This is a genomic window from Ostreiculturibacter nitratireducens (assembly GCF_032670585.1).
GTDB classification, from domain to species: Bacteria; Pseudomonadota; Alphaproteobacteria; order Rhodobacterales; family Rhodobacteraceae; genus Ostreiculturibacter; species Ostreiculturibacter nitratireducens.
The window spans coordinates 36,647-56,716 of sequence record NZ_JAVQHL010000004.1 but is presented as its reverse complement, the minus strand read 5'-3'; the positions used below and the strand labels follow the sequence as shown (position 1 = coordinate 56,716).

At 66.7% G+C, this 20,070-nt stretch carries 24 protein-coding genes; all 24 read left to right on the top strand.

Going from position 1 to position 20,070, the window contains the following annotated elements; translation table 11 throughout:
- Positions 1-3: 3 nt before the first annotated feature.
- Positions 4-561, top strand: coding sequence for a thermonuclease family protein (locus ABCN56_RS17065; RefSeq protein WP_343082039.1), 558 nt, complete (start codon positions 4-6; stop codon positions 559-561).
- A gap of 19 nt (positions 562-580) precedes the next feature.
- Positions 581-1,132 (top strand): O-acetyl-ADP-ribose deacetylase, encoded by a 552-nt coding sequence (locus tag ABCN56_RS17060; protein ID WP_343082038.1) that lies wholly within the window; start codon positions 581-583, stop codon positions 1,130-1,132.
- On the top strand, positions 1,114-3,054 hold the full coding sequence (locus ABCN56_RS17055; protein ID WP_343082037.1) for an acetyl/propionyl/methylcrotonyl-CoA carboxylase subunit alpha: 1,941 nt from the start codon (positions 1,114-1,116) through the stop codon (positions 3,052-3,054). The genes ABCN56_RS17060 and ABCN56_RS17055 overlap by 19 nt, the downstream gene beginning before the upstream one ends.
- Positions 3,051-3,707: a glutathione S-transferase family protein gene (locus ABCN56_RS17050; protein ID WP_343082036.1), complete on the top strand. Its 657-nt coding sequence runs from the start codon at positions 3,051-3,053 to the stop codon at positions 3,705-3,707. Before ABCN56_RS17055 ends, ABCN56_RS17050 begins: the two co-directional genes overlap by 4 nt.
- Complete coding sequence (locus tag ABCN56_RS17045) at positions 3,700-4,551, top strand: hydroxymethylglutaryl-CoA lyase (protein WP_343082035.1); 852 nt, start codon at positions 3,700-3,702, stop codon at positions 4,549-4,551. The genes ABCN56_RS17050 and ABCN56_RS17045 overlap by 8 nt, the downstream gene beginning before the upstream one ends.
- Before the next feature lie 26 nt (positions 4,552-4,577).
- Positions 4,578-5,366 (top strand): crotonase/enoyl-CoA hydratase family protein, encoded by a 789-nt coding sequence (locus ABCN56_RS17040; protein ID WP_343082034.1) that lies wholly within the window; start codon positions 4,578-4,580, stop codon positions 5,364-5,366.
- 71 nt (positions 5,367-5,437) lie between these two features.
- Positions 5,438-7,315 carry a tetratricopeptide repeat protein gene (locus ABCN56_RS17035; RefSeq protein WP_343082033.1) on the top strand — a complete coding sequence of 626 codons (1,878 nt, stop codon included), beginning with the start codon at positions 5,438-5,440 and terminating at the stop codon, positions 7,313-7,315.
- Positions 7,316-7,536: 221 nt separating this feature from the next.
- Positions 7,537-7,902: an NADH-quinone oxidoreductase subunit A gene (locus tag ABCN56_RS17030; protein WP_343082032.1), complete on the top strand. Its 366-nt coding sequence runs from the start codon at positions 7,537-7,539 to the stop codon at positions 7,900-7,902.
- Positions 7,893-8,426 (top strand): NuoB/complex I 20 kDa subunit family protein, encoded by a 534-nt coding sequence (locus ABCN56_RS17025; RefSeq protein ID WP_343082351.1) that lies wholly within the window; start codon positions 7,893-7,895, stop codon positions 8,424-8,426. The genes ABCN56_RS17030 and ABCN56_RS17025 overlap by 10 nt, the downstream gene beginning before the upstream one ends.
- A gap of 10 nt (positions 8,427-8,436) precedes the next feature.
- Positions 8,437-9,045: an NADH-quinone oxidoreductase subunit C gene (locus ABCN56_RS17020; protein WP_343082031.1), complete on the top strand. Its 609-nt coding sequence runs from the start codon at positions 8,437-8,439 to the stop codon at positions 9,043-9,045.
- A 9-nt stretch (positions 9,046-9,054) separates the two neighbouring features.
- Positions 9,055-9,987, top strand: coding sequence for a sulfotransferase family protein (locus ABCN56_RS17015; protein ID WP_343082030.1), 933 nt, complete (start codon positions 9,055-9,057; stop codon positions 9,985-9,987).
- 4 nt (positions 9,988-9,991) lie between these two features.
- A complete protein-coding gene (locus tag ABCN56_RS17010) occupies positions 9,992-11,206 on the top strand; it encodes an NADH-quinone oxidoreductase subunit D (RefSeq protein WP_343082029.1) in 1,215 nt (404 codons plus the stop codon).
- Positions 11,206-11,334, top strand: a complete 129-nt coding sequence (locus ABCN56_RS17005) for a hypothetical protein (RefSeq protein WP_343082028.1) — start codon at positions 11,206-11,208, stop codon at positions 11,332-11,334. Before ABCN56_RS17010 ends, ABCN56_RS17005 begins: the two co-directional genes overlap by 1 nt.
- On the top strand, positions 11,334-12,356 hold the full coding sequence (gene nuoE, locus ABCN56_RS17000) for an NADH-quinone oxidoreductase subunit NuoE (protein ID WP_343082027.1): 1,023 nt from the start codon (positions 11,334-11,336) through the stop codon (positions 12,354-12,356). Before ABCN56_RS17005 ends, nuoE begins: the two co-directional genes overlap by 1 nt.
- 11 nt (positions 12,357-12,367) lie before the next feature.
- A complete protein-coding gene (locus ABCN56_RS16995; protein ID WP_343082026.1) occupies positions 12,368-12,598 on the top strand; it encodes a DUF5337 family protein in 231 nt (76 codons plus the stop codon).
- Positions 12,599-12,607: 9 nt separating this feature from the next.
- Positions 12,608-13,903, top strand: coding sequence for an NADH-quinone oxidoreductase subunit NuoF (gene nuoF, locus ABCN56_RS16990; protein ID WP_343082025.1), 1,296 nt, complete (start codon positions 12,608-12,610; stop codon positions 13,901-13,903).
- A 5-nt stretch (positions 13,904-13,908) separates the two neighbouring features.
- Entirely contained in the window at positions 13,909-14,244 is a 336-nt protein-coding gene (locus ABCN56_RS16985) for a hypothetical protein (RefSeq protein WP_343082024.1), read from the top strand.
- A 256-nt stretch (positions 14,245-14,500) separates the two neighbouring features.
- Positions 14,501-14,923 (top strand): DUF5333 domain-containing protein, encoded by a 423-nt coding sequence (locus ABCN56_RS16980; RefSeq protein ID WP_343082023.1) that lies wholly within the window; start codon positions 14,501-14,503, stop codon positions 14,921-14,923.
- Between the two features lie 58 nt (positions 14,924-14,981).
- Positions 14,982-17,000: an NADH-quinone oxidoreductase subunit NuoG gene (nuoG, locus tag ABCN56_RS16975; protein ID WP_343082022.1), complete on the top strand. Its 2,019-nt coding sequence runs from the start codon at positions 14,982-14,984 to the stop codon at positions 16,998-17,000.
- A 163-nt stretch (positions 17,001-17,163) separates the two neighbouring features.
- On the top strand, positions 17,164-18,201 hold the full coding sequence (nuoH, locus tag ABCN56_RS16970) for an NADH-quinone oxidoreductase subunit NuoH (protein ID WP_343082021.1): 1,038 nt from the start codon (positions 17,164-17,166) through the stop codon (positions 18,199-18,201).
- Positions 18,202-18,204: 3 nt separating this feature from the next.
- Positions 18,205-18,696, top strand: coding sequence for an NADH-quinone oxidoreductase subunit NuoI (nuoI, locus tag ABCN56_RS16965; RefSeq protein WP_343082020.1), 492 nt, complete (start codon positions 18,205-18,207; stop codon positions 18,694-18,696).
- Positions 18,693-19,115, top strand: coding sequence for a carboxymuconolactone decarboxylase family protein (locus ABCN56_RS16960; protein WP_343082019.1), 423 nt, complete (start codon positions 18,693-18,695; stop codon positions 19,113-19,115). Before nuoI ends, ABCN56_RS16960 begins: the two co-directional genes overlap by 4 nt.
- Positions 19,112-19,720, top strand: a complete 609-nt coding sequence (locus ABCN56_RS16955) for an NADH-quinone oxidoreductase subunit J (protein ID WP_343082018.1) — start codon at positions 19,112-19,114, stop codon at positions 19,718-19,720. The genes ABCN56_RS16960 and ABCN56_RS16955 overlap by 4 nt, the downstream gene beginning before the upstream one ends.
- Positions 19,721-19,763: 43 nt before the next feature.
- Positions 19,764-20,069 carry an NADH-quinone oxidoreductase subunit NuoK gene (nuoK, locus tag ABCN56_RS16950; protein ID WP_343082017.1) on the top strand — a complete coding sequence of 102 codons (306 nt, stop codon included), beginning with the start codon at positions 19,764-19,766 and terminating at the stop codon, positions 20,067-20,069.
- Position 20,070: the final 1 nt, after the last annotated feature.

Sequence of the window (20,070 nt, the reverse complement as noted above, 5' to 3'; positions counted from 1 at the left end):
GCGATGGTGCGTCGCAGGAACAGCGTGGTGCGTTTCGGCCGTGACTACCGGCGCCCGCAGCGCAGGAACTTGGGGCTTCCGCCGATGCGCAGCCGTCGGAGGATCGCGGACCCGGCGGCGCGTCTCCGGCTCGTCATTGTCGCTGCCGCAGCTGGGCTCGTGGCGCTTCCGTCGCTGGCGGACGCCGTCAGGGGCATTGCGCGTCCGTCCGTCGATGACGCTGACAATTGCCGCGTCGTCCAGGTGATCGACGGCGACACGGTGAGCCTCTGGTGCCCGACGAGGGGCGCGGAGCGCGCGCGTCTTACCGGATTCGATACGCCTGAACTCTTCAGCCCGTCCTGCCCGTCGGAACTCTGGCGGGCCTGGCAGGCGAAATGGCAGCTGCGCTGGGCTCTCTGGACCGCGGATGAGGTGCGCACAGTGCGGACGGGAACCGACCGCTACGGGCGGGCACTGGTGGGCCTCTACGTCGATGGCCGGGATGTGCGCCAGACCATGATAGACGGCGGGAACGCCCGTGCCTATGGCGGCGGGCGGCGGTCGTCATGGTGCGCGTGACGGGAGGGGAGGCGGAGGCATGAGCGAAACGGAAGCGGCAAAGGGCATCGCCGTCTGGAAGGGCGACATCACGACGCTCGACGTCGACGCCATCGTCAACGCGGCGAACAAGACCCTTCTTGGCGGGGGTGGCGTGGACGGCGCGATCCACCGCGCGGCGGGGCCGGAGCTTCTGGCGGAATGCCGGACGCTTGGCGGCTGCGAGACGGGGGAGGCCAAGGCGACGAAGGGCTACGACCTTCCGGCGCGGCACGTCATCCACACGGTCGGACCGGTCTGGCACGGGGGCGGCAGGGGCGAGGAGGCGCTTCTCGCCTCCTGCTACCGGAATTCTCTCGCGCTTGCCGAAGACCTCGGCTGCCGGACGATCGCCTTCCCCGCGATCTCGACCGGAGTCTACGGCTTTCCGGCCGACCGGGCTGCTGAGATCGCGGTCCGGACCGTGTCGAAGGCTCTCGCGTCCAGGTCCGACGTCTCTGAAGTGATCCTCGTGGCGTTCAGCGACGCGGCTGTGCGCCACATCCTCGATGCAGCGAAGAAACTGGGCGTAGCATGTTCCACAAGATCCTGATCGCGAACCGGGGCGAGATCGCCTGCCGGGTGATCGACACCGCCCGCCGGATGGGTGTGGCGACCGTGGCCGTCTATTCCGACGCGGACCGCGCGGCGCGGCACGTGGCGGAGGCCGACGAGGCGGTGCATATCGGCGGCGCGGCACCGGCCGACAGCTATCTGAAGGCCGACGCCATCATCGCGGCGGCGCGTGAAACGGGGGCCGAGGCGATCCATCCGGGCTATGGCTTCCTGTCGGAGAACCCGGAGTTCGTCGAGGCGGTCGAGGCGGCGGGGCTCGTGTTCATCGGGCCATCGGCTCCGGCGATCCGGGCGATGGGCCTCAAGGACGCGGCCAAGGCCCTGATGGAGAAGGCGGGCGTCCCAGTCGTGCCGGGCTATCACGGCGCGAACCAGGACCCGGAGCACCTTTCCGGGGCGGCGGACGCGATCGGCTACCCGGTCCTGATCAAGGCGGTCGCGGGCGGGGGCGGCAAGGGGATGCGGCGGGTCGCGGCGCCCGGGGAATTCGCCGAGGCCTTGGCCTCGGCTCAGCGCGAGGCGCAGGGGGCGTTCGGGAACCCTGCCGTGCTGATCGAGAAATTCGTTGAGAAGCCCCGGCATATCGAGGTGCAGGTCTTCGGCGACGGAGCCCGCGCCGTGCACCTGTTCGAACGTGACTGTTCCTTGCAGCGCCGGCACCAGAAAGTGATCGAGGAAGCGCCCGCGCCCGGCATGACGGAAGAGATGCGCGCCGCGATGGGCCAGGCGGCCGTGCGGGCGGCGGAAGCGATCGGCTATTCAGGCGCGGGGACGGTGGAGTTCATCGTGGACGCCTCCGGCGGTCTCCGCCCGGACCGGTTCTGGTTCATGGAGATGAACACCCGCCTTCAGGTCGAGCATCCGGTGACGGAGGCGATCACGGGGGTGGATCTCGTGGAATGGCAACTGCGCGTGGCGGCGGGCGAGCCCTTGCCCGCGCGGCAGGAACAGCTTTCGATCCGGGGCCATGCCTTCGAGGCGCGGCTTTACGCCGAGGACGTTCCCGCGGGGTTCCTGCCCGCGACAGGGACGCTGTCACACCTGCGTTTCCCGGAGGGCGTGCGGGCGGATACGGGCGTCAGGGCCGGGGACACGATCAGCCCCTGGTACGACCCGATGATCGCCAAGGTCATCGTGCATGGGCCGACCCGCGCGGTGGCGCTGAGGCGGCTGGCGCGGTCACTGGCCGAGACGGAGGTGGCGGGATCGGTCACGAACCTCGCCTTCCTCGGCGCGCTCGCCCGCCACGTTGGCTTCGCAGCCGGGGACGTCGATACCGGGCTCATCGCCCGCGATCTTCCTTCGCTCACGGCCGCTGCGGAGTGCCCGCTTTCTGTCAAGGCGCTCGCCGCGCTGGGCGCGGGGGGCTTCGCGCGGCCGGGCGGTGGGCTTGCCGGCTTCGCGCTCTGGTCGCCGCTCGCGCGGCGGGTGGATATGCGGCTCGGGGAGGAGGAGATCCCGGCGACGCTTTCCCTTAAGGCTCCCGACCGGGTGGAAGTATCGCTTGGTGACGAGCGCCTCGTGGCGGAGTGGCGCGGGGGGGACTGGTGGATCGACGGAACGCGGGCGCCGGGACGGCTTCTGGTCGCGCCCGGCCGCGTCACGGTCTTCGGCGCCGGAACGTGGGAGTTCGCGCTCCCCGATCCGCTGGACCGGGCGGCTGCGGGGGCCGCTGCCGGGGGGCTGACGCTCGCGCCGATGCCGGGGCTGGTGAAGGCGGTCTTCGTCAAGCCGGGTCAGACGGTCGCGGCGGGCGAGCGGCTCGCGATCCTCGAGGCGATGAAGATGGAGCACACGCTGACCGCCGCGAGGGACGGGACGGTGGCCGAGGTTCTCGCCGAGGCTGGGGCGCAGGTCGAGGCCGGTGCGGCGCTGGTGCGGATGGAGGAGGAGACATGATCCGGCTCCATCACGTGCCGCAGGCGCGGTCCTTCCGGGTCCTGTGGCTTTTGGAGGAACTGGGGCCGCCCTACGAGCTTGTCCTGCATTCTTTCTTCGACAAGTCGCTCAGGTCGGATCCCTTCGCGTCGCTCTCGCCCGCTGGGCGGGTGCCCGCGATCGAGATCGACGGGCGGTCGATGATCGAGTCGGGGGCGATCGTGCAGTATCTCTGCGAGCGGAAAGGCAGGCTTCTGGGAGCGCCGGAAGAGCGGCCGGAGTGGCTTGAATGGATCCACTTCGCCGAGACGGTCGCGGTGCATGTGGCGAACCTGACGCAACAGCACATCGTGCTCAGGGAGGACTGGATGCGTTCGCCCACGCTCATGCGGCTCGAGGCGAAACGGCTTGAGCGGACGCTGAAGGCCGTCGAGACGAGAATGGCGGGGGATTACCTCCTCGGCTCGGGGTTTTCCGCCGCGGACATCGCGGTGAGCTATGGCGCGATGATCGGGCGGCGGTTCGTGCCCTTCGACGCGTTGCCGGGGATCGAGAACTGGCTCCTTCGGCTCGCGGACAGGCCCGCCCTGCAGCGGGCGCTGGAGAAGGACGGCCCTGCACAGATCTACCTACGGGAGTTCTATCCCGCGCCGGAGGAGGAGAAGCATGGCTGAGCGCGTCGAGATTTTCGAGGTCGGGCCGCGTGATGGCCTTCAGAACGAGAAGCGGCTGATCCCGGCAGCGGAAAAGATCGTGCTTGTGAACACGCTCAGCCGCGCGGGCTTTCGGAGGATCGAGGTGACGAGCTTCGTGAGCCCGAAATGGGTGCCGCAGATGGCGGACGCGGCGGAGGTCCTAGCCGGCATCGATCGGGCGGAGGGCGTGATCTATTCGGCGCTGACGCCGAACCTGAAGGGATATGAAGCGGCGCGGGCGGCGCGGGCCGACGAGGTCGCAGTTTTTGCCGCGGCGACGGAAGGGTTTTCGCGCGCGAACCTGAACTGTTCCATCGCGGAAAGCCTCGAACGCTTCGCACCGTTGATGGAGGCGGCGAAGGCGGACGGGGTGCGCGTCAGGGGGTATGTCTCGGTCGTGACGGATTGCCCCTATGAGGGGCGCGTGTCACCCGGGGCCGTCGCGCGCGTCGCGGCGGCGCTGGCGGAGATGGGCTGCCATGAGGTCAGCCTCGGCGACACGATCGGGAAGGCAACGCCCGAAACGATCCGCGCCATGCTGGAGGCGGTGCTCAGGGAACTGCCCGCGGACCGGCTTGCGGGGCATTACCACGACACGGGCGGGCTGGCGGTTCAGAACATCGAAGCCTCGCTTGACCTTGGCCTCAGGGTCTTCGACGCGGCGGTCGGCGGGCTTGGTGGCTGCCCCTACGCGCCGGGGGCGGCCGGGAACGTCGCGACGGAAAAGGTCGCGGCGCGTCTCGAGGAACTCGGCTACGACACGGGGCTCGACCTCGCCGTCGTGGCGGAGGCGGCGGAGATGGCGCGCGCAATGCGCCGCTAGCAATCCAGGACAGAGAAGAGGGCGGGATGTACGAGACGATATCCATAGAGTCGGACGATCGCGGCGTCGTGCGGCTGACGCTGAACAGGCCCGAGAAGCACAACGCCATGTCTGGGGCGATGATCGCGGAACTCACGCAGGCGGCCGCGCGGCTCGGAAAGGATCCCGCCGTCCGTGTGATCGCGCTTCAGGGCGCCGGGCAGAGTTTCTGCGCAGGCGCCGATCTTGGCTGGATGCGGGCGCAGATCAATGCGGACGCCTCGACGAGGGGTCGGGAGGCGACGGCGCTCGCCATGATGCTGAACGCGCTCAACACCATCCCGAAACCCGTGGTCGGCAGGATCCATGGCAATGCCTTCGGCGGCGGCATCGGGCTTCTTAGCGTCTGCGACGTGGCCGTCGGTGCCGAAGGCGCGCGGTTCGCACTGACGGAAACGCGGCTCGGCCTCATCCCCGCGACGATCGGGCCCTACGTGATCGCGCGGATGGGGGAAGCGATGTCGCGTCGCGTCTTCATGTCGGCGCGGCTCTTCGCCGCGGAAGAGGCGGTGCGGCTCGGCCTTCTGGCGCGCGCCGTTTCGCCGGAGGAGCTGGACGCAGCCGTGGAGGAGGAGGTCGCGCCCTATCTGTCCTGCGCGCCGGGCGCGGTGGCGGAGGCCAAGGCGCTGGCCCGGAAACTCGGCCCGAGGATCGACGAGGCGGTCATCGCGGAGACTATCGCCGCTCTTGTCCGGCGCTGGGACAGCCCGGAGGCGGCGGAAGGAGTCGAGGCCTTCTTCGACAAGAGAAAGCCGGACTGGGTCGTGCGCAGTTGATCAGGGTCATGGCGCTAGGCACGGGTTTTGAAATGCCATAACCTTCGTGCATTGCAGTTTGGAGGGTGGCAATGGACGGGTTCTGGTCCGCCGTTGCGCAGATCCTGAATGATCTGGGCGTGATTTCGGAACGACTTTTCTCAAACCCCGACGTGCGGGAGGTTACACCCTATGTCGGTGGCGCGCTGCTCCTGATCTGGGTCGTCTCCCTGGCGTGGCGCTACTTCCCGCGGCGTCGCGAGATCGAGGAAGTGCCAAGTTTCCGGATGCCCAGGCTTGAGGAACGCGCGGAGAAGGCGGAACCGGACGAGAAGCGAGAGAGCGCGATACCGGAGAGCGCGAAGCCCGAAAGACTGAGGCCCGCGCGACCGAAGTCGGTTCAGCCCCGGCCGGTCCAGCCGGAAACGCCCCATCCGACGCCGGTGCATCCGACGGCCGTCCATGCCGAGACTCCGCGCCCGGAAGCCGGAGGCCTGCGCGTGCGCAGCGAGCGGATCGTATCGCGCGATCCGCGCCAGTTGACCGGTGCGCAGCGGCCCCGTTCGGAACGGCCGGGGACAAGCGCGATCCAGCTGCCTCCGGGTGGCCTGGACCCGTTGAGGCCAGCGCTTTCCGATACCTACCTTCGCCTCGCGCGCGAACAGCTCGCTACGGCGAGGTCGAAAGAGGATATCGAGGCGGCACGGCTGAATGCATGGGGTGCGCTCGCGGCGGAGCCGAAGCGCAAGGCATGCCGGGAAATGCTCGACGCGGTGGAAGAGGCCGCGGAGCTCCGTCTCTACGAGACCATGTCCGAGGCCGAAAAGCTGGCCTGGCGCATCGTGCGTCTCGACACCAACGTCAAGGTCAGCACGATCCTGGAGCGAAGCCGCCACCGGGTCGGCCGGGAGGTGGAGTTGTCAGGCTGGGAGCCTGACGAACTGCGGTCCGCGGCTCGAACGTTCCTGGCACGGTCGCGCATCGGGGAACTGGCCCTGGGCCTCGGCGTGATGGCCAGCGGCGCAACGGCAATAGGGGAAACGCCTTCCACGACCGAGGCGGAAGCCGGGATGGAGGGCGCGGAACCGGCGGGCGACACGAAAGAGGCGGGCGGTGGAAAGGTTGCCCAGATGCCGCGCGTCGTGCCGCTGCGCGCTGTGCGGGGGGCCGAGAGTGCGGAGGCGTCCGGCGAGCCCGAAGAAGGCGCCGCGGTCAGCGAAACCGAAATCGAGTTGCGCCGCCTCTACGAGCATCGCCGAACGCAGGATTCGCTGGGCGAGATGCATCCGCGCACGCTGGTGACACGGGCGAATCTGGCTCACGAGATCGGTCGCCAGGGCCGCAACGCCGAAGCCGAGGCGCAGTTCCGGGAGCTTCTGCCGATCTTCAGGTCGTCCGAGGACTTCGGCGAAATGCACAGCGACACGCTGGCCATCTGGCACAACATGGCGGTGGAACTCGCGCGGCAGGGCCGCTTCGAGGCGGCGGAGAAGGAGTTCCGGGAGCTTCTTGGCGTTCTCGCTGGCCCCGGTGCGCCTTCGCCAGAGCATCCACTGACGCTCGCGACCCGGCACGACCTCGCCGCGACGGTCGGCGCGCAGGGGCGCTATCAGGAAGCCGAACTCGTCTTCCGCGACATCTGGAACATGCGCCGCCGGCCGGACGTGCAGGGCGAGGATGATCCGCAGACAATCTGGGCCCAGGCGCAGATGCTCTACATGCGCGAACTCGGCCGTCCGGGCGCGGAGGCGGAGGCACAGGAAACGGCGGACGACGAAACCGAGGCGAAAGCCGAGGAGAAGGCAGGGCCGAAGCCGGCTTCGGAGGCCGGGGAGAAATCCGAGGCCAAGCCTGAGGCTGAGCCTGAGGCGGCGCCCGAGCCCGAGGCGGAGGTGGGCGAGGAGGCTGAACCCGAGTCGAAGCCGGACGACGAAGACGAGGAGAATCTTCCGGAGCGGAAGAGCACCTGACCGCCGACCTTTGACCAGGGCCGGTCCTGACCTGTGCAGGGCGGGGCCGGGTGCCTTGCAGGCAAGGCAAATACGCAGTTCCCGTGCTCGGTGGAATCATGTCGGGACAAACCGAAATTCGCCGTCCCGGCGGCCTCTCCGTCGGTTGACCCCGCCAAGGCGTGGGAGTAAACGGACCCCGATAGGGCACGTCCCGTGAACGCCAGTCGAAGGAGCAGCCGGTGGACGATCTGTTGCGCGAATACCTTCCGATCCTGATCTTCCTCGCCATGGCCGTCGGCCTCGGCCTTGTTCTCATTCTTGCCGCGGCGATCATCGCGGTCCGGCATCCGGACCCCGAGAAGGTTTCGGCCTATGAATGCGGATTCAATGCCTTCGACGACGCGCGGATGAAGTTCGACGTCCGGTTCTACCTCGTCTCGATCCTCTTCATCATCTTCGACCTCGAAGTCGCCTTCCTGTTCCCCTGGGCCGTGGCCTTCGGGAGCCTGTCGGACGTGGCCTTCTGGTCAATGATGGTGTTCCTCGCCGTGCTGACCGTGGGCTTCGCCTACGAATGGAAGAAAGGGGCGCTGGAATGGGCGTGATGACGGGCATGAACACCGCGGGGGCCGACCGCGAGGTCGCCACCGAGGCCCTGAACCGCGAGCTGCAGGACAAGGGTTTCCTGCTGACCACGACCGAAGACGTGATCAACTGGGCGCGCAACGGCTCGCTGCACTGGATGACTTTCGGCCTCGCGTGCTGCGCGGTCGAGATGATGCACACCTCGATGCCCCGCTACGATCTCGAGCGTTTCGGCACCGCGCCGCGCGCCTCCCCGCGCCAATCGGACCTGATGATCGTCGCGGGCACGCTGACGAACAAGATGGCCCCCGCGCTTCGCAAGGTCTACGACCAGATGCCGGAGCCGCGCTACGTGATCTCGATGGGGTCCTGCGCCAACGGCGGCGGCTATTACCACTACAGCTACTCTGTCGTTCGTGGCTGCGACCGGATCGTGCCGGTCGACATCTACGTCCCCGGCTGCCCGCCCACGGCGGAAGCTCTGCTCTACGGCATCCTGCAGTTGCAGCGCCGCATTCGCCGCACCGGCACGCTCGTTCGCTGAGGAGGAAGGCATGACCGAAGCCCTGATGGAACTCGGCGCCCTCATCGAGGTGAAACGGCCCGATTGCGTGCTGAACTGGGAAGTCGCCTATGGCGAACTCAACGTCACGGCGACGCTCAACTCGTTGCCCGGGTTCATCGAATTCCTGAAGGCTGACCGTGCCTGCCGGTTCTCGACGCTCGTCGACATCACGGCGGTGGACTACCCCGAGCGCGAGGCGCGCTTCGACGTGGTCTATCACCTCCTGTCGATGTACCAGAACCATCGGATCCGGGTGAAAGTCGCCGCGCGCGAGGACGAGATGGTTGCCTCGGTCACGGGCGTCCACCCCTCGGCCAACTGGTTCGAGCGCGAGGTCTTCGACATGTTCGGGATCGTGTTCACGGGCCATCCGGACCTGCGCCGGATCCTCACCGACTACGGCTTCCGCGGGCATCCGCTGCGAAAGGACTTCCCGACCACTGGCTACACCGAAGTGCGTTACGACGAAGCGCAGAAGCGCGTCGTCTACGAGCCGGTGAAACTGGTGCAGGAATACCGGCAGTTCGATTTCCTGTCGCCCTGGGAAGGTGCCGAATACATCCTTCCGGGTGACGAGAAGAAAGACGCCGCGAAATGACCGTTGCGGGTGCATCCCTTTCCGGCCATCGCGCCGGCCGTTGCGCGGCTTCGGGGGCCTGATCCGGTGGAGGGGGCGCCAACACTTCTGTTCTGCGTCGGCGCGACGAAGGCGGGCACGTCCTGGCTTTACGACTACCTGTCGGGGCACCCCGATTGCCACCTGAGGGGCACGAAGGAACTTCACTACTTCGACTGCCACGACCTGGACGCGACGTGGGCCCGGTCCGACGTGAAGGCGCGGATCGCTCGGGTCGAGGAGGCGCTGGCCTCTGCCGGCCCCGCCCGTGCCCTCGACCTGGCCGCGGAGCTCGCCGACCTCAAGGCGCTACTCAAGCTTCTCCGGAAGCCTGTCGACGAGGCTGCCTACGTCGCCTACCTGACCGAGGGGCGCGGCGAGGAGAAGCTCGTCGCGGACATCACGCCCGCATATTCCCTCCTGTCGGCCGAAAGGCTGCGCGGGATGGCGGCGCTCCTGCCGGATGTGCGGTTCCTCTACATCCTGCGCGACCCGGTCGCGCGTCTGTGGAGCCACGTGCGCATGATGGCGCGTCGGCGCGACGGCGAAGGCAAGGTCGCCAGGGGACGCGCGGCGCGCATTCTCGACGGCGTGATCGCCGGGCGCGAGACGGAAATCGCGGTGCGTTCCGACTACCGCGGGGCGCTGGAGCGGCTGAACGCGGCGGTCGATCCGTCGCGGGTTCTGGTCGCCTTTTACGAGGAATTGCTGACCGTGCCGGGCATCCGGGCGGTCTGTGCCTTTCTCGGCATCGCCGAGCGGCCGGCCGATCTCGGCCGGCGGGTGCATGAAGGTGTTGCGCTGGCGATGGAGCCGGCGCAGGTACGGGCGGCGCGCGACTGGCTGCGGCCGCAATACGAATACGTTGAACGGACGATGGGCCGGCTGCCGCAATCGTGGCGCAGGGCATTGACGGAGGTCTGAGATCATGGATGGCAGCTTCGACGACGCGCTGACCGGCGAACAGCGGATCCGCAACTTCAACATCAACTTCGGGCCTCAGCACCCGGCGGCGCACGGCGTGCTGCGGATGGTGCTGGAACTCGACGGTGAGATCGTCGAGCGTGCGGACCCGCACATCGGGCTTCTGCACCGCGGCACCGAAAAGCTGATGGAGAGCCGCACCTACCTTCAGAACCTGCCCTATCTCGACCGCCTCGACTACGTGGCGCCGATGAACCAGGAACATGCCTGGTGCCTCGCGATCGAGAAGCTGACGGGCGTCACGGTTCCGCGGCGCGCCTCGCTGATCCGGGTGCTCTACTCCGAGATCGGGCGGATCCTGAACCACCTGCTCAACGTCACGACGCAGGCCATGGACGTCGGCGCGCTGACGCCGCCTCTCTGGGGCTTCGAAGAGCGTGAAAAGCTCATGGTCTTCTACGAGCGGGCCTGCGGCGCGCGGCTTCACGCCGCGTATTTCCGTCCCGGCGGGGTCCACCAGGACCTGCCCGAGGCGCTGATCAACGACATCGACGACTGGGCCGACCAGTTCCCGAAGGTGCTCGATGACATCGACGGGCTGCTGACCGACAACCGGATCTTCAAGCAGCGCAACGCCGACATCGGCATCATCTCCGAGGAAGATATCCTGAACTGGGGTTATTCCGGCGTGATGGTGCGCGGTTCGGGACTCGCTTGGGACCTGCGGCGGTCGCAGCCCTACGAGTGCTACGACGAGTTCGACTTCATGATCCCGGTCGGCAAGAACGGCGACTGCTATGACCGCTACCTCTGCCGGATGGCGGAGATGCGCGAGAGCCTCAAGATCATCAAGCAGGCGATCGCCAAGCTGCGCGCGCCGGAAGGGCAGGGCGACGTTCTGGCCCGCGGCAAGATCACGCCGCCGAAGCGGGGCGAGATGAAGCGCTCGATGGAGGCGCTGATTCACCACTTCAAGCTCTACACCGAGGGCTTCCACGTGCCCGCGGGCGAAGTCTATGCCGCCGTCGAGGCGCCGAAGGGCGAGTTCGGGGTCTACCTCGTCGCCGATGGCACCAACAAACCCTACCGGGTGAAGCTGCGCGCGCCGGGCTACCTGCACCTGCAGTCGATGGACTACGTGGCCAAGGGCCACATGCTGGCCGACGTCTCCGCGATCATCGGCACGATGGACATCGTGTTCGGGGAGGTGGACCGCTGATGTTGGGCAAGAACGGCACACCCGGGCTGCCTTCCGTTTTCACCGTCATGGGCGTTGGAACTGATCCGCTGCCCGTGGCCGCCTTTTCGGCCGACATGGCCGGCACCGTTGCCTTGGGGGTGCACTGATGCTCCGTCGTCTTCATCACGAACAGCCTGAAAGCTTCGCCTTCACGCCCGCGAACCGGGCCTGGGCGGAAGCTCAGATGCGAAAATACCCGGAAGGGCGTCAGGCTTCGGCCGTCATCCCGCTTCTGTGGCGCGCGCAGGAGCAGGAAGGCTGGCTCTCCCGTCCGGCGATCGAGCATGTCGCGGACATGCTGGGCATGCCCCATATCCGGGCGCTCGAAGTGGCGACCTTCTACTTCATGTTCCAGCTGCAGCCCGTGGGCTCGGTCGCGCATGTCCAGATCTGCGGCACGCTGTCGTGCATGATCTGCGGGGCGGAGGACCTTGTTGCGGTCTGCAAGGAAAAGATCGCGCCGCGCGCGCATGAGCTTTCGGCCGACGGCAAGTTCAGCTGGGAAGAGGTCGAATGCCTCGGCGCCTGCGGCAACGCCCCGATGGCGCAGATCGGCAAGGACTATTACGAGGATCTCACCGCCGCCCGGCTGGCCGAGATCATCGAGGAACTGCGCGGCGGGAAGGTCCCGGTGCCGGGCCCGCAGAACGGCCGCTATGCCGCCGAGCCGAAGTCGGGGCTGACGAGCCTGACGGAATACGCAGCGGGACGCGCCGAATACAACGCGAGCGTCGAGCGTGCGGTCGTCTGGCAAGACACGGTGAAGCGCATCGACGGGACGGAGGCGCCCTCCGGCAAGGCCAGGCCGGCCAAGGCGGCCGAGGCGAAGCCTGCTGCTAAACCGGCTGCGGCAAAGGCGGAGGCCAAGCCCGCCGCCGGCAAGCAGCCCAAGGTTCTGAAGGCGGCGCGCAAGGGCGGTGCGGACGACCTCAAGCGGATCAAGGGCGTTGGCCCGAAGCTCGAGGCGCTATTGCATAGCATGGGCTATTTCCACTTCGATCAGGTCGCGGCCTGGACCGAGGAGGAAGTGGCCTGGGTGGACGAGAACCTTGAGGGCTTCAAGGGCCGGGTGAGCCGCGACAATTGGGTCGAGCAGGCGAAAGAACTGGCCGAGGGCAAGAAAGGCTGAGGCGGGGCAGAGTGACCGGGAAGAAGGACCAGGAACTGGCGCGGCAGGGGCGGATGGTGGCGATCGTGATCGCCGTCACGGTGGTCCTCTGGCTTGGCGCTCAGTGGCTTGGGCCGCAACTGGGGCTGACGGGGAACTACGCGTTCCTCTTCGACTTCGCCGCGTTGGCGGCCTTCCTCTGGGCGCTGATTGTGACTTATGGACTGTGGCAGCGGCAGAAGGCCGGGCGCAAGGATAGCTGAGGGCAGGCGATGCTGAAGGATCAGGACCGGATCTTCACGAACCTCTACGGGATGCATGACCGGAGCCTCAAGGGCGCCCGCGCGCGGGGGCACTGGGACGGCACGGCCGAGTTCCTTTCAAAGGGGCGCGACTGGATCGTGGAACAGGTGAAGGCTTCGGGGCTACGGGGCCGGGGCGGCGCGGGCTTCCCCACGGGCCTCAAGTGGTCGTTCATGCCGAAGCAGTCGGACGGGCGCCCCTCCTACCTCGTCGTCAACGCCGACGAATCCGAGCCCGGGACCTGCAAGGACCGCGAGATCATGCGCCACGATCCGCACACGCTGATCGAGGGCTGCCTTATCGCCGGCTTCGCGATGGGCGCGAACGCGGGCTACATCTACATCCGCGGTGAATACATCCGCGAGCGCGAATGCCTTCAGGCCGCGATCGACGAGGCCTATGACGCGGGGCTTCTGGGCAAGAACGCCTGCAAGTCGGGCTACGACTTCGACCTCTACGTCCATCACGGCGCGGGTGCCTACATCTGCGGCGAGGAGACGGCGCTTCTGGAATCCCTTGAGGGCAAGAAGGGCATGCCGCGGATGAAGCCGCCGTTCCCGGCGGGCGCGGGCCTCTATGGCTGCCCGACGACCGTGAACAACGTGGAATCGATCGCCGTGGTGCCGACGATCCTGCGTCGGGGCGCCGACTGGTTCGCGGGTTTCGGACGCCCGAACAACACCGGGACCAAGCTTTTCGCGATCTCGGGCCATGTCGAAAACCCCTGCGTGGTCGAGGAAGCCATGTCGATCCCGCTGCAGGAACTGCTGGAGCGTCACTGCGGCGGCGTGCGCGGCGGCTGGAAGAACCTGAAGGCCGTGATCCCGGGCGGATCGTCGGTCCCGGTCCTGCCGGCTAAGCTCTGCGACGAAGCGATCATGGACTTCGACTGGCTGAGGGAGCAGCGCTCGGGCCTCGGCACGGCGGCGGTGATCGTGATGGACCAGTCGGTCGACATCATAAAGGCGATCTGGCGGCTGTCGAAATTCTACAAGCACGAGAGCTGCGGCCAGTGCACGCCTTGCCGGGAAGGCACCGGCTGGATGATGCGGGTGATGGAACGGCTCGTGAAGGGCGAGGCGCAGGTCGAGGAGATCGACATGCTGTTCGACGTCACGAAACAGGTCGAAGGACACACCATCTGCGCGCTCGGCGACGCGGCGGCATGGCCGATCCAGGGTCTCATCCGGCACTACCGCGAAGAGATCGAGGACCGGATCAAGGCGCAGCGCAGCGGCCGCATGGGCGCGATGGCAGCGGAGTAATCACGATGGCCAGGCATCTCGTCATGCTCGGAATGGTACTCGCCCTCGCCGCGTGCGGCGGTGACAGGAGGCGTGACGCCGTGGCCTTTGACGGGGTGTATTTCAAGTCGAGCGTGTCGACGACGCGGGAGGACCGGCGGGTCTTCGCCGTGTCCGTCAGCCCGGCTTCGGCGAGCCTTGAAGGCGCGCGTGAGGCGGGGCGCTACGAGGCGGTGAAATATTGCGTCCGGACCTTCGGCACTTCGGACATGGAATGGGAACTTGGCCCGGACATGCCGGAGGAATCGCTGGTCGTCGTGGAGGACGCGCTGACCCTGCGCGGAAGGTGCCTGGCGCGATGATGCATGCAGCGGACCACAACGTGGAACGGATGCCGGGGCGCGGATGCGCCCCGATGGCTTGCGTTCGCGTCATCGGTCCGGCGGGCAGGGACGGAATGCGGGCGCGGCTGTCGCGGCGGCGTCACGGACAGGACGGGGCGAACCAACGCCCCGCGAAGACGGGACACAAGGGGAAAGGGGGGCTGGGCATGCCCGGCCTTGATCTGAAACCCGCGCGGCCAGCAGGCGGTCGCGCCTCCTTTGGGAGTGATGTGTAATGTTTGAGCAGTTGAAGCATGCAGCTATTGCGGCGGCCCTTGTCGTGTCGGCCATCGGCGGCGCAAGCCGCGCCGAGGCGCTGCCGCCGCTGAGCCAGAATTCGTATATCAATGAGCGCCTGATCGCAGGTCGCGTCGGCGACCTGATCCAGCGGAACTGCCCCAATGTATCGGGGCGGCTGATCTATGCCTACACGCAGGCCAAGGCGCTTCAACGCTATGCGCTGGACCTCGGCTACAGCGAGGACGAGGTCGAGACCTTCCTCAAGGACAAGGTGGAGAAGCGGCGCGTCTATGCCGCCGCGGACGCCTACCTGGCGGAGCACGGCGTGGTCGAGGGCAACGAGGAAAGCTACTGCCGCGTCGGCCTCGAAGAGATCGAAAAAGGAAGCATCATCGGGTCGCTCCTCAGGGCGAACTGACGGGACGGACCGGGCGCCTCGTGGGTGGCGGCTGGTGAAGCAAGGATAGGGACGGACGATGTCGAACCTCAGGAAGATCATCATCGACGGTATCGAGGTCGAGGTGGATCCGAACCTCACTCTGATCCAGGCCTGCGAACAGGCCGGGATCGAGGTGCCGCGCTTCTGCTATCACGAGCGGTTGTCGATCGCGGGCAACTGCCGTATGTGCCTCGTTGAAGTCGTCGGCGGGCCGCCGAAGCCGGCGGCCTCCTGCGCGATGCAGGTGAAGGACCTGCGGCCAGGCCCGAACGGCGAACCCTCGGTCATAAAGACCAATTCGCCGATGGTGAAGAAGGCCCGCGAGGGGGTGATGGAGTTCCTGCTCATCAACCATCCTCTCGACTGCCCGATCTGCGACCAGGGCGGTGAATGCGACCTGCAGGACCAGGCGATGGCCTACGGAGTGGACTTCAGCCGCTACCGCGAGCCGAAGCGTGCTTCCGAGGATCTCGACCTCGGCCCGCTGGTCGCGACCTGCATGACCCGCTGCATCTCCTGCACGCGCTGCGTGCGCTTCACGACCGAAGTCGCGGGGATCACGCAGATGGGCCAGACCGGGCGCGGCGAGGACTCGGAAATCACCTCCTACCTCGGCCTGACGCTCGATTCGAACATGCAGGGCAACATCATCGACCTTTGCCCGGTCGGCGCGCTCACGTCGAAGCCCTATGCCTTCACCGCCCGGCCCTGGGAACTGACCAAGACCGAGACGATCGACGTGATGGACGCGCTCGGCTCCAACATCCGCGTCGACACCAAGGGCCGCGAAGTGAAGCGCATCCTGCCGCGTAACCATGACGGCGTGAACGAGGAGTGGATCTCCGACAAGACGCGCTTCGTCTGGGACGGTCTGCGCCGGCAGCGGCTCGACGTGCCGTATATCCGCGAGAACGGAAAGCTCCGCAAAGCCGGCTGGGGCGAGGCGCTGGCCGCGGCGGCAGCCGCGATGAAAGGCAAGAACGTCGCCGGCCTCATCGGTGATCTGGCCCCGGTCGAAGCGGCGTTTTCGCTGAAGACCCTGATCGAGGGGATGGGCGGCAAGGTCGAATGCCGCACCGACGGGGCGAGGCTGCCCGCGGGCAACCGTTCCGCCTATGTCGGCACGGCGCGGATCGAGGATATCGACGACGCGCGGATGATCCTTCTCGTCGGGACGAATCCCCGTGACGAAGCGCCGGTCCTGAACGCGCGCATCCGCAAGGCCTGGACGAAGGGCGCGCGGGTCGGCGTCATCGGGCCGCGCGTCGATCTGACCTTCGACTACGACTATGTCGGACCAGGCCGCGACGACCTCGTGAAACTGGCCAGCGCCGACCACAGCGCGGTCAAGGACGTGCCGTCCGTCGTCGTCGTGGGGCAGGGCGCGCTGACCGAAGCCGATGGCGAGGCTGTTCTGGGCCAGGTCATGAAGCTCGTCGAGGCGACGGGCTCCAAGCTCCTGGTGCTCCACACCGCTGCCGCCCGCGTCGGCGCGATGGACGTGGGCGCCGTGACCGAAGGCGGTCTTCCGGCCGCGATCGAGGGTGCCGACGTCATCTTCAGCCTCGGCGCGGACGAGGTCGAGATCGGCGCCGGCCCGATGGTGATCTACCTGGGCAGCCATGGCGACCGTGGCGCGCACCGGGCGGACATCATCCTGCCGGGGGCGGCCTACACGGAAGAAAACGGTCTTTTCGTGAACACCGAAGGCCGGCCGCAGCTTGCCTTCCGCGCTGGCTTCGCGCCGGGTGAGGCCAAGGAGAACTGGGCGATCCTGCGCGCCCTGTCGGCGGAACTGGGCGCGACGCTGCCCTGGGACAGCCTCGCGGGGCTCAGGAAGGCCATCGTCACGGCGCACCCGCATCTGGGCGCGGTGGACGAGGTGCGTGACAACGCCTGGGAAGCCGTGGCGCCGGCGAAGCCCGCCAAGGCGGACTTCCGGCTGGCCATCAAGGATTTCTACCTTACGAATCCGATCGCGCGGGCGAGCCAGCTCATGGCGGAACTGTCGGCCAATGCGAAGGCGCGCCGCGAGGCGCCCATGGCTGCGGAGTAAACCCATGGCAACGCTTGGCAAAATCCGCAAGACGGAGGCCGGCCGACTGGGCGCCGGGAAAAAAGAAGACGCGGGAAAGTCACCGAACGGGGTGGCGTTCCGCGCGGAGATATTGTTTACAGCGCGCACGGACGGCCGGGGCATTCGGAGGGCATGAGGCAAGATGGCTGAGTTTCTTTCCACACCCCTTGGAACCCTTCTCCTGATCCTCGTGCAGGGTCTCGGGATCATCGCCTTCGTGATGCTCTCGCTTCTCTTCCTCGTCTACGGCGACCGGAAGATCTGGGCGGCCGTGCAGATGCGCAAGGGACCGAACGTCGTGGGTGCCTTCGGGCTCCTGCAATCGGTCGCGGACGCGTTGAAATACGTGGTCAAGGAGATCGTCGTGCCCGCAGGGGCCGACAAGTTCGTCTTCTTCCTGGCGCCGATGCTGTCCTTCGTCCTGGCGATTCTCGCCTGGGCGGTGATTCCTTTCAACCAAGGCTGGGTGCTCGCCGACATCAACGTGGCGATCCTCTTCGTCTTCGCCGTCTCCTCTCTCGAGGTCTACGGCGTGATCATGGGCGGCTGGGCCTCGAACTCCAAATACCCGTTCCTCGGGTCGCTTCGTTCGGCCGCGCAGATGATCTCCTACGAGGTGTCGCTTGGCCTGATCATCATCGGCGTCATCATCTCGACCGGTTCGATGAGCTTCGGCGCGATCGTCGAGGCGCAGCGGGGCGATTTTGGCCTGTTCAACTGGTACTGGCTGCCGCACCTGCCGATGGTGGTGCTGTTCTTCGTGTCGGCGCTGGCCGAAACGAACCGCCCGCCGTTCGACCTGCCGGAAGCGGAATCGGAACTCGTTGCGGGCTTCATGGTCGAATACTCCTCGACCCCCTACCTCCTGTTCATGGCCGGCGAATACATCGCGATCTTCCTGATGTGCGCGCTGATCAGCCTTCTGTTCTTCGGCGGCTGGCTGAGCCCGATCCCGGGTCTGCCCGACGGCGTCCTGTGGATGGTCGCGAAGATGTGGGTCTTCTTCTTCATGTTCGCGATGGTGAAGGCCATCGTGCCGCGCTACCGCTACGACCAGCTCATGCGTATCGGCTGGAAGGTGTTCCTTCCGCTGTCGCTCGCCTGGGTCGTGATCGTGGCCTTCCTCGCGCGGTTCGAAGTTCTGGGCGGCGCCTGGGCGCGCTTTGCGGTGGGAGGCTGATCCATGGCGCTCGACTATACCCGCGCGGCGAAATACTTCCTGCTCTTCGACTTCATCAAGGGCTTCAGGCTTGGGATGAAGTACTTCTTCGCCCCGAAGGCGACGCTGAACTACCCGCATGAGAAGGGGCCGCTGTCGCCCCGATTCCGCGGCGAACACGCGCTGCGCCGCTATCCGAACGGCGAGGAACGCTGCATCGCCTGCAAGCTCTGCGAGGCGATCTGCCCGGCGCAGGCGATCACCATCGACGCGGAACCGCGGGAAGACGGCTCGCGCCGGACGACCCGCTACGACATCGACATGACGAAGTGCATCTACTGCGGCTTCTGCCAGGAAGCCTGCCCCGTGGATGCGATCGTCGAGGGGCCGAACTTCGAATTCGCCACCGAGACGCGCGAGGAGCTCTTCTACACCAAGGAGAAGCTTCTCGAGAACGGCGAGCGTTGGGAAGCCGAGATCGCCCGCAACCTGGAACTGGACGCGCCCTACAGATGACCGAGGACTTCCAGAAACTCTTCAAGGCGATGCTGGAGCAGGGACAGGAAATGGCCCGCGCCTTCAATCCCGCGTTGGAGACGTTCTCGGCCAAGGGGTTCGAGAGCTACTGGCCCACCATGTCGAAGGACATGATGGAGATGTGGTTCGGCAAGACCTTCAACCGCGAGGGTCTCGACTCCAAGACCCGGCTTCTGCTGACGCTCGCCGCGCTGACGGTGCTGGGCGCGCAGGCCGAGCCGCAGATCCGGCTGACGATCCGGCACGCGCTGGAGGCCGGGGCGACCCGGAGGGAGATCGCGGAAGTGATCTACCAGATGAGCATGTTCGGCGGGATCCCCGCCATGACCAAGGCGCTCGAGATCGCCCAAGGCGTCTTCGACGAGATGGAACCGGACTCTGAGGGAGACGAGGAATGACGGTCGCGGCTTTCGCCTTCTACCTTTTCGCGATCTCCGCCATCGCGGCGGGCCTGATGGTGGTTCTGTCCAAGAACCCGGTCCATTCGGTTCTGTGGCTGATCCTCGCGTTCCTGTCCTCGGCCGGGCTGTTCGTGCTGATGGGTGCGGAATTCGTGGCGATGCTTCTGGTCATCGTCTACGTGGGCGCGGTCGCCGTGCTCTTCCTTTTCGTCGTGATGATGCTCGACGTCGACTTCGCGGAGTTGAAGGGCGAGCTTGCGCGCTACATGCCGCTGGGACTTCTCATCGGCGTGGTGATCGTGCTGCAACTCGGCATCGCCTTCGGGACCTGGCAGGCCTCGGACATGGCGCCCGAGATGCGCGCCGCGGTCACGCCGGACGGTGTGCAGAACACCGCCGCGCTCGGGGCGCTGATCTATGACAAGTATATCCTCCTGTTCCAGCTCGCCGGTCTGATCCTGCTCGTCGCGATGGTGGGGGCGATCGTGCTGACCCTGCGCCACCGGAAGGACGTGAAGCGTCAGGACGTGCTGGCGCAGATGTACCGGGATCCGGCCAAGGCCATGGAACTGAAAGACGTGAAGCCGGGGCAGGGGCTCTGAGGCTTTTGAAGAATAACGGGCGAATGACCCGGAGGGACGACGTATGATTACATTGACCCATTACCTAGGCGTTGCCGCCGCCTTGTTCGTGATTGGCATCTTCGGGATCTTCCTCAACCGGAAGAACGTGATCGTCATCCTGATGTCGATCGAACTGATGCTGCTCGCGGTCAACATCAACCTCGTCGCCTTCTCCTGGAGCCTCGGGGACCTCGCGGGTCAGGTCTTCACGATGTTCGTGCTGACCGTCGCCGCTGCCGAGGCCGCGATCGGCCTTGCGATCCTCGTCTGCTTCTTCCGGAACCGCGGCACTATCGACGTCGAAGACGTCAACGTGATGAAAGGCTGAC